11 protein-coding genes are annotated in these 12,611 nt (G+C 74.2%); 10 read left to right on the top strand and 1 reads right to left on the bottom strand.

All coding sequences use genetic code 11. The features are described from left to right. Positions 1 to 113: 113 nt before the first annotated feature. Genes GT030_RS23615 through GT030_RS23605 form a run of 3 tightly spaced genes read left to right on the top strand, consistent with a single transcriptional unit; the run spans position 114 to position 2,820 of the window. Complete coding sequence (locus tag GT030_RS23615) at positions 114 to 890, top strand: ABC transporter ATP-binding protein (protein ID WP_161202813.1); 777 nt, start codon at positions 114 to 116, stop codon at positions 888 to 890. Continuing rightward, positions 887 to 2,218, top strand: a complete 1,332-nt coding sequence (locus tag GT030_RS23610; RefSeq protein WP_161202812.1) for a hypothetical protein — start codon at positions 887 to 889, stop codon at positions 2,216 to 2,218. Before GT030_RS23615 ends, GT030_RS23610 begins: the two co-directional genes overlap by 4 nt. Further along, the gene (locus tag GT030_RS23605; protein ID WP_161202811.1) at positions 2,215 to 2,820 is read left to right on the top strand and encodes a hypothetical protein; all 606 of its coding nucleotides are present in this window, start codon (positions 2,215 to 2,217) and stop codon (positions 2,818 to 2,820) included. The genes GT030_RS23610 and GT030_RS23605 overlap by 4 nt, the downstream gene beginning before the upstream one ends. A gap of 46 nt (positions 2,821 to 2,866) precedes the next feature. Here GT030_RS23605 and GT030_RS23600 read toward each other — a convergent pair whose 3' ends face one another. Further along, positions 2,867 to 3,403: an HNH endonuclease gene (locus GT030_RS23600; RefSeq protein ID WP_161202810.1), complete on the bottom strand. Its 537-nt coding sequence runs from the start codon at positions 3,401 to 3,403 to the stop codon at positions 2,867 to 2,869. A gap of 289 nt (positions 3,404 to 3,692) precedes the next feature. On the opposite strand from GT030_RS23600, the gene GT030_RS23595 reads away from it, so the two are divergent. The 7 genes from GT030_RS23595 to GT030_RS23565 form a co-directional block, all read left to right on the top strand. Continuing rightward, positions 3,693 to 4,802 carry a mechanosensitive ion channel family protein gene (locus GT030_RS23595; RefSeq protein WP_161202809.1) on the top strand — a complete coding sequence of 370 codons (1,110 nt, stop codon included), beginning with the start codon at positions 3,693 to 3,695 and terminating at the stop codon, positions 4,800 to 4,802. Positions 4,803 to 4,895: 93 nt separating this feature from the next. Continuing rightward, entirely contained in the window at positions 4,896 to 6,161 is a 1,266-nt protein-coding gene (locus GT030_RS23590) for a 6-phospho-beta-glucosidase (RefSeq protein WP_161202808.1), read from the top strand. Beyond that, a complete protein-coding gene (locus tag GT030_RS23585; RefSeq protein ID WP_161202807.1) occupies positions 6,152 to 7,132 on the top strand; it encodes a BadF/BadG/BcrA/BcrD ATPase family protein in 981 nt (326 codons plus the stop codon). Before GT030_RS23590 ends, GT030_RS23585 begins: the two co-directional genes overlap by 10 nt. A gap of 257 nt (positions 7,133 to 7,389) precedes the next feature. Beyond that, on the top strand, positions 7,390 to 8,715 hold the full coding sequence (locus GT030_RS23580) for a hypothetical protein (protein WP_161202816.1): 1,326 nt from the start codon (positions 7,390 to 7,392) through the stop codon (positions 8,713 to 8,715). A 14-nt stretch (positions 8,716 to 8,729) separates the two neighbouring features. Continuing rightward, complete coding sequence (locus tag GT030_RS23575; protein WP_161202815.1) at positions 8,730 to 9,764, top strand: glutamate ABC transporter substrate-binding protein; 1,035 nt, start codon at positions 8,730 to 8,732, stop codon at positions 9,762 to 9,764. Positions 9,765 to 9,813: 49 nt separating this feature from the next. After that, positions 9,814 to 11,115 (top strand): hypothetical protein, encoded by a 1,302-nt coding sequence (locus GT030_RS23570; RefSeq protein ID WP_161202806.1) that lies wholly within the window; start codon positions 9,814 to 9,816, stop codon positions 11,113 to 11,115. Next, a partial coding sequence (locus tag GT030_RS23565; protein ID WP_346009726.1) for a serine/threonine protein kinase occupies positions 11,112 to 12,611 on the top strand: 1,500 nt, incomplete at its 3' end. The genes GT030_RS23570 and GT030_RS23565, both read left to right, overlap by 4 nt.

The raw sequence follows: 12,611 nt of genomic DNA, 5'->3' as shown, positions 1-12,611 counted from the left end.
CCTCGACGGCGCCCCGGCCCAGTCGGCCTGGGCGGCCGCGGTCGCCCTGAGCGCCCTGCTGCTGGCGGCCCGCCGCACCGTGTACGACCGCACCCACTGACTGAGGAGCCCTCTTGTCCGTCCGCGTCACCGGGCTGTGTGTCCGGCACCGCAGAACCGTCGCCCTCGACTCCGTCGATCTGGAGCTGGGCACCGGCGTCCACGGTCTGCTCGGGCCGAACGGCGCCGGGAAGACCTCCCTGATCCGGGTGCTCGCCACCGTGAGCCGCCCCTCGGCCGGCCGCGTGGAGCTGCTCGGCCGGGACAGCGACAGCCCGCGCGAGCGCTCCGAGATACGGGGCCAACTCGGCTATTTGCCACAGGAGTTCGGCTACTACCCCGCCTTCACCGTACGGGAGTTCGTGGCCTACGTGGCCTGGCTGAAGGAGGTCCCGGCCGACCGGGTCCCGGCCGCCGTGGAGCGGGCGGTGCGGCGGGTCGGCCTCGCGGACCGGGCCGACGCGAAGATGCGGACGCTGTCCGGCGGCATGATCCGCCGGGTCGGCATCGCCCAGGCCGTCGTCAACGACCCCAGCCTGCTGCTGCTGGACGAACCCACCGCCGGGCTCGACCCCGAGCAGCGGGTGGAGTTCCGCGAGCTGCTCCGCGAACTGGGCACCTCGGCCACGGTGGTGGTCTCCACCCACCTGGTGGAGGACGTCGCCGCCGCCTGCACGGAAGTCACCCTCCTGGACGAGGGCCGGATCGCCTACCGCGGCACCCCCGCCTCCCTGACCCGGCTCGGGGAGACCTCCGACGGCCCCGGCGACCACCCGATCGAGCGCGGCTACACGGCAACGCTGCGGGCCCACCGGGCGCGGGGCGTCACGGACGCACGGGAGACGGTGTGACGACCACGACCACCGCCCCGACCGTGCCGGAAGCACCCGCCCGCACCCACCATCCCCTGCGCGCCGAGGCGCTCCGGGGCTTTCCCCCGCTCGCCGGGGCAGCTGTGCTGCTGCTGCTCGGGGCGCTGCTGCCCCCGTCCGCCGACACCTGGCAGGGCGACTGGGCGAAGACCGCCGCCCAGCTCCACAACGCGCTGGTGATCGCCGTGCCGTTCGCCGCCGCGGCCGGCTGCTGGCAGGGCGGCCGGGAGGGACGGCGCCGTACCGAGGAGTTGTGGGACACGGCGGTCCGCGCGCCACTCACCAGGCTGCTGGTCTCCGCCCTGCCGGTCGCCCTCTGGGTGGCTGTCGGCTACCTGCTCACCGTGGCGCTGACGACGCTCACCACCTGGCCGTACGTCCGAGGCGACCACCCGCATCCCAGCCTGGTGCCGGGGGACACCATCGCCCTGATGGCGGCGGTGCTGATGGGACACGTGGTGGGCCGGGCCGCCCCCACCTCGCTCGCGGCTCCCCTGCTGGGTGTGGCCGGGTACGCGGGACTCGGGACTGCGGTGCACCAGGACGCCGTCAGCCCGCTCAACCCGGCCGTGCCCGCTATGGACGGCTTCTGGCCGGTGTGGTGGCAGCCGCTCGCCATGGCCGCCTGGACACTCGGCCTGGCTTTCGCCCTCATCCTGGCGTACGCGGCCCGGCGCCGGGCCACCGCCCTGCTGCCGCTGGCCACCGCCCTGGCCGCCGCGCTGCTGCTGTCCACCGGGAGCGGCCCGTGGCGGCCGGACCCGCTCGCCCACCGCCAGGTGTGCGACACCTCCACCACGCCCGCCGTCTGCGTCAACGCCCGCTACTCCGGCATGCTCCCCCAGGTCCGCGCGGCTCTGTCCGGAGTCACCGGCAAGCTGCACGGCGTGCACGGCCTCCCGGCCCGCTGGTCGAACCGGGGCACCGAGCCGCGCGCCGACGAGGCCGCCCTGCCGATGCTGACGCCGTTCGGCTGGTACGTCGTACGGGGGCGGCTGACCCAGCCGGATCAGTACGCGTGGGAGGCGGTCGCCGCACTGTCCGGGCGCGGCGACTGTGAGAACCAGCCCGCGCTCGTGCAGCTCGCGGACGAGGCCGTGCAGGCGTACCTCGCACCGAGCCCGTTCCAGGGCCACTTCGACAGCCTCGATGCCAAGGGGGACGCGGCCGCCCGCGCCCACCTACGGGAAAGTCTCGCCGCCCGGGCGAAGCTGGCCGGCATGGACGAGCAGCGGCGCCGCACCTGGCTCTCCGCCTACTTCGCGGCCCGCGCGGACTGCGACGCCGAGGGGGTGCCGTCCCTGTGAACCCCGGCCTCCCGCTCTACGCCCGCTCCCGCGCCCTCCCCCAGACCCTGACCGCCCTCGCCGCGACCGCCGGCTTCGCCGTCTGGGCGGCCGGGGCCCTGGACGCCTGTCTGGACCCCGGCCGCCGGGTGCCCGTGGTCGCGCTCACCCCGCTGCTGGCCGCCACCGCGATCGGCGTGAGCCTGCGCTCCGACTTCGACGAGCTGGACCGTACGGCCGTACGCCCCTGGTGGACCCGGCGGCTGGCGCAGCTCCTCGCGCTGACCGCGCTCGCCTCGGCGGTGCTGCCGGTGGCCGTCGCCGGGCACGCGGCGACCTTCGGGCCCCCGGCGATGGTCCGGAACGTCCTGGGCTGCGTGGGGATCGTGGCGCTCGCCGCCGTCGTCCTCGGGGCCCGGCTGAGCTGGCTGCCCGCCTTCGGGTACGTGTCCGCCGCCTACCTGGGCTCCTCCGGCGCGCACGGCCGCGCGGCCACGGTGTGGGCGTGGCCGGTGCAGCCGGGACCGCAGCCGGGCGCCTGGGCCGCCGCGCTGACCGCCTTCGCGCTGGGCACCGCGCTGTACGCGGTCCGGGGAGCGCGCGCCGAGGGCCCTTGGGGCTGACTCCCGTGGCCGGGGTCTGCCCATGGAGTGCGCGGGGCCCGGCTCCTCAGGCCGAGATGCCCTCGATCCGGGCCAGGGCGGCGTCCGCGCCGTAGGGCTGGAGGTAGGGGAGCCAGCGGGGGTCGCGGTGGCCGGTGCCGATGATGCGCCAGGCCAGCCCGGTGGGCGGGGCCGGCTGGTGGCGCAGGCGCCAGCCGAGTTCGACCAGGTGGCGGTCGGCCTTGACGTGGTTGCAGCGGCGGCAGGAGGCCACCACGTTGTCCCAGACGTGCTTGCCCCCGCGTGAGCGCGGGATGACGTGGTCGACGCTGGTTGCGACGCCACCGCAGTACGCGCACCGGCCCCCGTCCCGCGCGAACAGCGCGCGCCGGGTGAGTGGAACGGGCCCCCGGTAGGGAACCCGCACGAAACGCTTGAGCCGGACCACGCTGGGTGCGGGGACTGTGACGGACGCGCTGTGCAGATAGGCGCCGGATTCCTCGAGGGAGACGGCCTTGTTCTCCAGGACGAGGACGAGCGCGCGGCGGAGCGGTACGACGCCGAGGGGCTCGTACGACGCGTTGAGGACCAGGACATGCGGCACAGGGGCCTCCTTGGGCGTCGGCGGCGCGTGGCTCGCGCCGGGACGATCTGGTTCAGTCTCCCCTCATGCCTGCTCCGAGCGCCACCATGTGCCGGTAACGGGCTCGAAGTGTTTTCGACCACATGAGCGGCACCGTCCGGTCCGCCTGGCCTGTTCAGACGCGGGCGGGGCAGGGAGCCTCCGGAGAAGCGGCGAGTGGGCGCGCGATGCCCCGTTAGTGTGGTGGTTCTGTCCGCCCGGTGACCTTTCCGTGACCTTGCCCGCCCCCGCCGGCGCGGACCGCAGCACCATGGAGGTACCCGCCGTGTCCCTGCCCGTCGCCCTGCTGGCCGCCGGAGTCTCGCCGTCTCCCTCGCCATCGGGCTCGGACCCGGCCGTGCCCTCGCTCCAGGACGCCCAGGACAACGCGGCGAACGCGGCGAGCTGGGTGGAGCAGAACTGGTCGACCTGGCTGGCGATGGGCCTGCAGATCCTGCTGATCGTGATCGTCGCCGTCGCGCTGCGCGCGGTCGTGCGCCGGGCCATCACCAAGCTGATCGAGCGGATGAACCGCACCGTGCAGGCGGTGGACCAGTCGCCGCTGGGCGGCCTGCTGGTCAACAACGAGCGACGCCGTCAGCGATCGGCCGCCATCGGCTCCGTACTGCGCTCGGTGGCGTCCTTCACCATCCTCGGCACGGCCGCCCTGATGGTGCTCTCCACCTTCAAGATCGACCTGGCCCCCCTGCTCGCCTCCGCCGGTGTCGCCGGTGTCGCGATCGGTTTCGGCGCCCGGAACCTGGTCACCGACTTCCTGTCCGGCGTCTTCATGATCATCGAGGACCAGTACGGCGTCGGCGACACCATCGACGCCGGGGTGGCGACCGGCGAGGTCGTCGAGGTCGGCCTCCGCGTGACCAAGCTGCGCGGTGACAACGGCGAGATCTGGTACGTCCGCAACGGCGAGGTCAAGCGCATCGGCAACCTCTCCCAGGGCTGGGCCACGGCGGGTGTGGACGTCACCGTCCGCGCCGACGAGGACCTGGACAAGGTCAAGTCCGTGCTGGACGAGGTCGCGGAGAAGATGGGCAAGGAGGAGCCGTGGAACGAGCTGCTCTGGAGCCCCATCGAGGTGCTGGGCCTGGACAGCGTGCTGATCGACTCCATGGTCATCCGGGTCTCCGCCAAGACCATGCCGGGCAAGTCGGTGTCGGTCGAGCGCGAGCTGCGCTGGCGGATCAAGCGGGCCTTCGACAGGGCGAGCATCCCGATCATCGGCGGTGCCACGGCCGTGGTCCCGGAGGACGTGGCCCCCGACCCCTCGGCCAACGTCGCCGCGCCCTCGGCGTTCAACAACGCCACCTCCCCGCAGTCGCTGGCCACCAACCCGCTCACCACGCCGAAGCCTCCCGTGAAGTAACGGGGTTCCGAAGGACGCGCTTCGTTGACGGACTCTCCCGCCTGCGCCTAGGTTCGCTGGCCGAGGAGCCCGTCGTACGCGAGGGAGTCGCCCGTGAGACTGACCGTGGTCGGCGGAGGTTCGACCTACACCCCGGAACTCGTCGACGGCTTCGCGCGATTGCGGGACACGCTGCCGGTGACCGAGCTCGTGCTGGTGGACCCGGCGGCGGACCGGCTGGAGCTGGTGGGCGGCCTGGCCCGCCGGATCTTCGCCCGGCAGGGGCATTCCGGCCGGGTGGTCACCACCTCCGACCTGGACGCCGGGGTGACGGGCGCGGACGCCGTACTGCTCCAGCTCCGGGTGGGCGGGCAGGCGGCGCGTGAGCGGGACGAGACCTGGCCGCTGGAGTGCGGGTGCCTGGGCCAGGAGACGACCGGCGCGGGCGGCCTCGCCAAGGCGCTGCGCACGGTCCCGGTGGTGCTGGACATCGCGGAGCGGGTCCGGCGGGCCAGCCCGGACGCGTGGATCATCGACTTCACCAACCCGGTCGGCATCGTCACCCGCGCCCTGCTCCAGGAGGGCCACCGCGCGGTCGGCCTGTGCAACGTGGCGATCGGGCTCCAGCGGAAGTTCGCCGCCCTGCTCGGCACCGGGCCGGGTGAGGTCCACCTCGACCACGTCGGCCTCAACCACCTCACCTGGGAGACCGCCGTACGCCTCGGCGGCCCCGACGGCGAGGACGTGCTCCCCCGGCTGCTGGCCGAGCACGGGGACGCCGTCGCCGCGGACCTGCGGCTGCCGCGCCCCCTGCTGGAGCGGCTGGGCGCGATCCCGTCGTACTACCTGCGGTACTACTACCTGCACGACGAGGTGGTGGGCGAGCAGCGGGTGAAGCCCTCGCGGGCGGCCGAGGTCGCGGCGCTGGAGCGGGAGCTGCTGGCGATGTACGCCGACCCGGCGCTGGACGAGAAGCCCGCGCTGCTGGCCCGGCGCGGCGGGGCCTTCTACTCGGAGGCGGCCGTGGACGTGGCGGCGGCGCTGCTGGGCGGCGGGGGCAGCCCGTACCAGGTGGTGAACACGCTCAACGCGGGCACGCTGCCGTTCCTCCCCGACGACGCGGTGATCGAGGTGCCCGCCGCGGTCGGCCCGGCCGGGGCGAAGCCGCTCCCGGTGCCGGGCGTCGACCCGCTGTTCGCCGGGCTGATGGCGAACGTGACGGCGTACGAGGAACTCGCGCTGGACGCGGCCCTGCGCGGCGGCCGGGACCGGGTGTTCCGCGCCCTGCTGGCGCATCCGCTGGTCGGCCAGTACGCGTACGCCGAGACGCTCACCGGCCTCCTCCTGGCGCACAACCGGGAGCACCTGGCGTGGGCCTGACCGGGACCGTCCTCGCCGTCGACGCGGGCAACAGCAAGACCGACGTGGCCGTGGTCGGCACGGCCGGCGAGGTGCTGGCCACGGCGCGCGGCGGCGGCTTCCGGCCCCCGGTGGTGGGCGTGGAGCGGGCGCTGGAGGCGCTGGCCGAGCCGGTGGAGCGGGCGCTGGCCGAGGCGGGGGTGCCGTACGTCTCGCACGTCTCGGCCTGCCTGGCCAACGCCGATCTCCCGGTGGAGGAGGAGCAGTTGGCGGCGGCGGTGACCGCGCGGGCCTGGGGCGCGTCGGTGGAGGTGCGCAACGACACCTTCGCCATCCTGCGCGCCGGGGTGGCCGAGCCGCGGGGCGTGGCCGTGGTGTGCGGGGCCGGCATCAACTGCGTCGGCATGCGCCCCGACGGCCGTACGGCACGCTTCCCGGCCCTCGGCCGGCTCTCCGGCGACTGGGGCGGGGGCTGGGGCCTGGCCGAGGAGGCCCTCTGGCACGCGGCCCGCGCGGAGGACGGCCGGGGCAATCCGACCGAGCTGGCCCGCACCCTCCCGGCCCACTTCGGCCTGCCCACCATGGGGGCCCTGATCGAGTCCTTCCACCTGGGCCGGCTCGCCCCCGCCCGCCGCCACGAGCTGACCCCGGTCCTCTTCGCCACGGCGGCCGGCGGCGACCCCGTCGCCCGCTCCCTGATCGACCGCCTCGCCGAGGAGGTGACCCTGATGGCCACGGTCGCCCTGACCCGCCTGGACCTCCTGACCGAGCCCACCCCGGTCCTGCTCGGCGGCAGCGTCCTCGCAGCGGGCCACGCCCAGCTCGACCAGGGCATCCGCACCCGGCTGGCTGCCCGAGCCCCGCTGGCGGAGCCCCAGTTGGTCGCTGCTCCCCCGGTCCTCGGCGCGGCCTTGCTCGGCCTCGACCACCTGGGCGCGACCCCCGAGGCACTGGAACGGGCCCGCCTGGCCTGGGAGCCGAGCCGCACCTGAACCACCCCTTACGGCAACGGCGGAGGGAACCAATGTGATTGACTCCGCGTGTTTCTGGACAGAGGGGGTAGAGCCCGCTTCGCGCCCCGATCCGATCAAGATGCGGTGAAGGCTGGTGCGGCGGGGGGCGCAGGCGGCGATACTGGCGGCCAACGGATGACCACGGGGGAGGTCAGGTGACACAACCGCCGCAGAGCAGAGCCGCGTTCGCACCAGCGGTCGCCACGGTCATCCCCGCCCAGCGCGGCCCGTCCGGCCTGCCTCCCGTGCGGCGCACCGCGTTCGCCGAGGGGGCCGAGCGGCTGCGGGACGCCGCGACCACCGAGCCGGGGCGGCTGCGGGTCATCGGTGCCGTACTCGCCCTGCTGGTCGTCGCGTTCGGCGCCGTCACCGCGTGGCAGAGCGGGGAGCGGGCGACCGCCGCCGACGACGTGCTGACCCGCAGCCAGCCGCTCAGTTCGGGCGCCGCCGCGATCTACCGCTCGCTGGCGGACGCCAACACCGCGGCCTCCACCGGCTTTCTGGCAGGTCCCAGGGAGAGCGCGGCGAACCGGGACCGGTACGAGGACGACATCCGTACCGCCGCCTCCGGCCTGGTCCGCGCGGCCGCCGACACCGAGCCGGGCTCGGCCTCGGAGGCCACCGTCCGCAAGCTGAACCGGCTGCTGCCCGAGTACAAGGGCCTCGTCGAGCGGGCCCGTGTCTACAACCGCCAGGGCTATCCGGTGGGCGGTGCCTATCTGCGGTACGCCAACGAGAAGATGCAGACGGAGATGCTCCCGGCCGCGCAGGACCTGTACACCAAGGAGAACCAGCGGCTGGACGCCGACTACGCGGACGCCACCCCCTACCCCTGGGCGGCGATCGCGCTGGGCCTGCTCGCGCTGGCCGCGCTGGGCCTCGCCCAGTACCGGGACTTCCGCCGCACCAACCGCGTGCTGAACCACGGCCTGGTCGCCGCCTCGGCCGCGACCGTGGTGGTGCTGCTGTGGCTGGTCGTCGGCCACACCGTGGCCCGCTCCGGGCTGTTCGGCTCCTACGACCACGGCATCCGCTCGCTGAACGTGCTGCACAACGCCCAGATCGCCGCCCTGAAGGCGCGCGGCAACGAGAACCTGAGCCTGGTGGCGCGCGGAGCGGAGACCGTGGAGGTGAACGGCACCAAGAAGGACGCGTACTACTACGCCTTCGACCGCGACCTCGCCACGCTGGACGCCCGCCTCACCGAGGCCCGGCGGCTCGCCGACGACGCCAGGGGCGGTGCCCCGGTCGACTCGGCCCTGGATGACACGGCCGAGTGGAAGAAACGGCACGGCACCGCCCGGACCGAGGACGAGCGGGGCAACTACCAGCACGCGCTGGACCTGGTGATCGGCGCCGACGACACCACCGGCGCGGCCTTCGACGGCGTGGACGGGAGCCTGACCCGCGCCCTCGGCCACGAGCAGACGGAGTTCGACCGGGCCGCCGCCGACGGCCGGGACGCCATGGCCGGGCTGCCCGAGGGAGCGGCCGTGCTCGGCGTCCTGGGCGCGGCGGGCGCGGTGTTCGGCATCGGGCGCAGGCTTTCGGAGTACCGGTGACAGGGGGCCAGGCGATGGAGGCGGCGCGGATGCGCACCCGGCTGCGCGGCTGGGGCGGGGTCGGCGCGATGGCGGTGCTGTGCGCGCTGGCACTGGCGTTCGTGATGCTGCTCCCCCGTACCCAGGCGCACCCGGCGGCCGGCGCGGCACCGGCGGGCCGGAGCCTGGTGACCGGAAGCCCGGCCCGCGCGGACGACTGCGAGGAGCCGTCGGCGCAGAACCGCACCCCTCCCCCGTCCGGCGCGGACGGCCCGACCATCGACGCCATCAAGGCTCGCAAGGGCGACAGGCGCAAGCTGATCGTGGGCATCGACCAGAACAGCTACCGCTGGGGCTACCGCAACCCGGGCACCGAGGGCGCGGAGCTGGAGGGCTTCGACATCGACCTGGTGCGCCGCATCGCCAAGGACATCCTCGGCAGCCCGGACGACGTCCAGTTCAAGGCGATCCCGACCAGCCAGCGCATCCCCGCGATCCAGGACGGCACGGTCGACATGGTGGTCCGCACGATGACCATCACCTGCGACCGGCTGCGCGACGTGGCGTTCTCCGCGCCCTACTTCAAGACGGGCCAGCAGCTCCTCGTCCCCGACGCCTCCGGCATCACGGGCTACGACGGGACGCTGGCCGGCAAGAAGGTCTGCACGGCGGCCGGTTCGACCGCCTACGGCAAGCTGAAGGCGGACCGGGAGCGCAAGGCGCTGCCCGCCACCACGGACTTCTCCGCGACCGTGCCCAACCAGCTGGACTGCCTGGTCAGGCTCCAGCTCGGCGAGGCGGACGCGGTGGTCACCGACGGGGCGCTGGCCGCCAGCCAGGCCGCGCAGGACCCCACGGTGAAGGTGCTGGGCAAGCCGTTCACCACCGAGTACTACGGCGTGGCGATGAAGAAGGACGCCACCGACCTCGTACGCCGCGTCAACCGCGTGCTGGTGGACTACCGGGCCGACGGCTGGCAGGCGTCGTACGACAAGTGGCTGTCGGCCACACTGGGTGAGGACGCGCGGTCCTCCAGACCGCCCGCCCCTAAGTACCTGCGCGAGAGCTGAAGCAAGCACGCACGGGCCGGATGGACCACACAGCAGCGAGAGGTGATCGATGGGCGTCACGGACCCCGCCGGGCCGGTGATGGACCGGGACGAGGTGGACCGTGCGCTGGCGCGGCTCGGCCAGGAGCACGAGGCCATCGAGACCTCGCTGTTCGCGCTCCAGGACCACGCCGGCCGCCGCCTGCTGGAGGGCGCCGAGCTGACCGGTGTGACCAAGGAGCGGTGGGCCGCCACGGAGGCGTCGATCACCCTGCTGTGGACCTGCTTCGACGCGTACACCGACGCGCTGCGCCGGGCCCGCGAGATCCGCTCCCGGCGCCGCTGGTCCAGCCGGGAGGACCTGGTGGAGCTGACCGGCCTGCTGCGCGGGGAGTCGGTCACGGTGGCGGGCGGCGTCTCGGGGCCGGCCGTGCTCAGCGAGAGCTTCACGCTGGCCGCGCTGGTGGACCGGATGAATGAGCTGTACGCGTCCTCGCTGGACATGGTGGTGGCCGCCGACGCCGTGTGGTCGGCGCTGCCCGCCCGCATCGACCTGCTCGCCGCCGAACTGCAGCGCACCCGCAGGCTGGCGCACTCCGTCGGCGTCCGCCCCGGCGAACACCCCTCGGGGGACGACCTGGAGGGCATCACCCGCACCCTGACCGAGCTGCGCGAGGACGTCGTCCGCGACCCGCTGGCGCACTGGGTGCCGGCCGGGGGCGGTTCGGCGCCCGGCGGGGGGCGCCCGGACACCACGGTGTACGACCGGGAGGCACGGGCCCTGGAGGACGTGCGCCGGGAGATCGAGGCGGTGCTCACCGTCCGTCAGGACGCCGAGGAGCGGCTGATCCGGCTGCGGGACGTGCTCTCCCGCGCCGACCGCACCCTGGCCGAGGCGCGTACCGCGCGCGGTGAGGTGCTGGCGAAGATCGCCGCGACCGAGGTGCCGGTGGTGAGCGGCCCGCCGACCGTGCTCCAGGAGCAGTTGGCGACGGCGGCCGAGTACCGCCGCCAGGCCCGCTGGCACCGACTCTCCCCGCTGCTGGAGTCGCTCGAGCAGCGGGCGGAGGACGAACTGCTGCGCGCCCGCGAGTCGTTGACGGCGGTCACCGCGCCGCTCGCGGTCCGCGCCGAGCTGCGCGGCCGGCTCGACGCCTACCGGGCGAAGGTCACCCGGCACGGCCTGGCCGAGGACCGGCTGCTGATCGAGCGGTACGACGCGGCCCGCCGGATGCTGTGGAGCGCGCCCTGCGATCTGCGCGTCGCCGAACAGGCGGTGCTGCGCTATCAGCAGGCGGCGGCCGAGCTGCTGGCCCCACCGAGGGTCCCGGAGCAGTACGCGCCCGAGGACGGCAAGGGGGACCAGGAGTGAGCGAGGAACGGCGCACCTGCCAGCGCCCGGACTGCGCGGGCGCCTACGAGGACATGGGCGGCGGCGAGCTGTACTGCGACACCTGCGGGCTGGCCCCCGTGGTCTCGCCGGGCGCGAAACCGGCCTCCGGGCCGGTGGGTTCGGCCGGTTCGGCGCCGACCGGGATCAACGGCGGTGCCACGCGCAGCTCCTCGCAGTCCGCCCGTTCCCGGCGCTCGGTGTCGGGACGGCTCTCCCGCTCGCTGTCGGGGAAGTCCGGCGGCCGCTCGGTGTCGGTGCGCGGCTCGGGCTCGGCCTCCGGGCCGTCGGGGCGCGGCCGGCTGGGCGCCGGGCTGGTCGTGGTGCCGCAGGTGCCGAGGCCCGACCCGCGTGCGATGGTGCTGGCCGACCCGGAGGTGCCCGAGCGCAAGCGGTACTGCTCCCGCTCGGACTGCGGGGCGCCGGTGGGCCGGGCGCGCGGGGAACGGCCGGGGCGCACCGAGGGGTTCTGCACCAAGTGCGGGCACCCCTACTCCTTCGTGCCCAAGCTGCGCGCCGGGGACATCGTGCACGGGCAGTACGAGGTGGCGGGCTGCCTGGCGCACGGCGGGCTCGGCTGGATCTACCTGGCGGTGGACCGTGCGGTGTCCGACCGGTGGGTGGTGCTCAAGGGCCTGCTGGACACCGGGGACCAGGACGCGATGGCGGCGGCGATCTCCGAACGCCGGTTCCTCGCGGAGATCGAGCACGCGGGCATCGTCCGGATCTACAACTTCGTCGAGCACCTCGACCAGCGCACCGGCTCGCTGGACGGCTACATCGTCATGGAGTACGTCGGCGGCAAGTCGCTGAAGGAGATCGCCAACGCCCGCCGCACCCCGGACGGCAGGCGGGACCCGCTGCCGGTGGAGCAGGCGTGCGCGTACGGCATCGAGGCGCTGGAGGCGCTCGGCCATCTGCACAGCCGCAACCTGCTGTACTGCGACTTCAAGGTCGACAACGCCATCCAGACCGAGGACCAGCTCAAGCTCATCGACATGGGCGCCGTGCGCCGCATGGACGACGAGGAGTCCGCGATCTACGGCACGGTCGGCTACCAGGCCCCCGAGGTCGCCGACATCGGCCCCTCGGCGGCCAGCGACCTGTACACGGTGGGCCGCACCCTGGCCGTCCTCACCTTCGACTTCCAGGGCTACACCACGGTCTACGCCGACTCGCTGCCCGACCCGGACACCATCGAGGTGTTCCGCCGCTACGAGTCCTTCTACCGCTTCCTGGTCCGCGCCACCGACCCCGACCCGGCCCGCCGGTTCGCCTCCGCGCAGGAGATGGCCGACCAGCTCACCGGTGTGCTGCGCGAGGTCGTCTCGCTGAGCACCGGGCAGGCCCGGCCCGCGCTGTCGACCCTGTTCGGGCCCGAAGTACGGGTGATGGACACCGAGTTGTTCCCGGCGCTGGACGGCGAGGTGTCCCGACTCGGCGCCCGCGCGCTGCCCGGCCCCGGCCGCCCGCCCGCT

Source organism: Streptomyces sp. SID1328 (genome assembly GCF_009865595.1).
In the GTDB taxonomy this organism is placed as follows: Bacteria; Actinomycetota; Actinomycetes; order Streptomycetales; family Streptomycetaceae; genus Streptomyces; species Streptomyces griseoluteus.
Note: the sequence above shows the minus strand (reverse complement) of the source record. Positions and strands in the feature narration are given on the sequence as shown.